This is a genomic window from Pseudomonas sp. 1152_12 (assembly GCF_052850675.1).
In genome coordinates, this window is the sequence record NZ_VXCW01000067.1 from 1 (window position 1) to 321 (window position 321).

The 321-nt window shown below is 59.5% G+C and carries 1 protein-coding gene; it reads right to left on the bottom strand.

All coding sequences use genetic code 11. The features are described 5' to 3' along the window. Window positions 1-321: hypothetical protein (locus FW764_RS28140; protein ID WP_446436728.1), on the bottom strand; the 321-nt coding region annotated here is incomplete at both ends.

Consider the following 321-nt stretch of genomic DNA (forward strand, 5'->3'; position numbering starts at 1 on the left):
GGTGCCCCAGCCTTGGTGGTCGGCGGTGAGGCGGTTTTGGGCGTCATATTCGTAGGCCAGCGCCCAGTGGCCGTCGTCGACGCTGAGGAGGTTGCCTTGGCGGTCGTAGGTGTAATCAACAATTTTGCCGTCGGGCAGGGTTTTTCGTACGAGGCGGCCGGCCGCGTCTCGCTCGTAACGGGTAACGAGCTGACTGCCATCGTCGCCGTGTTCGGTTTTCTCCAGCAGGTTGCTGTTGAGGTCATACACGTAAGCCGTACGCTGCCCGTCAAAACCGATTTCCTGTTGGATCAGCCCGTTGGGGTGGTAATCAAGTTGGTA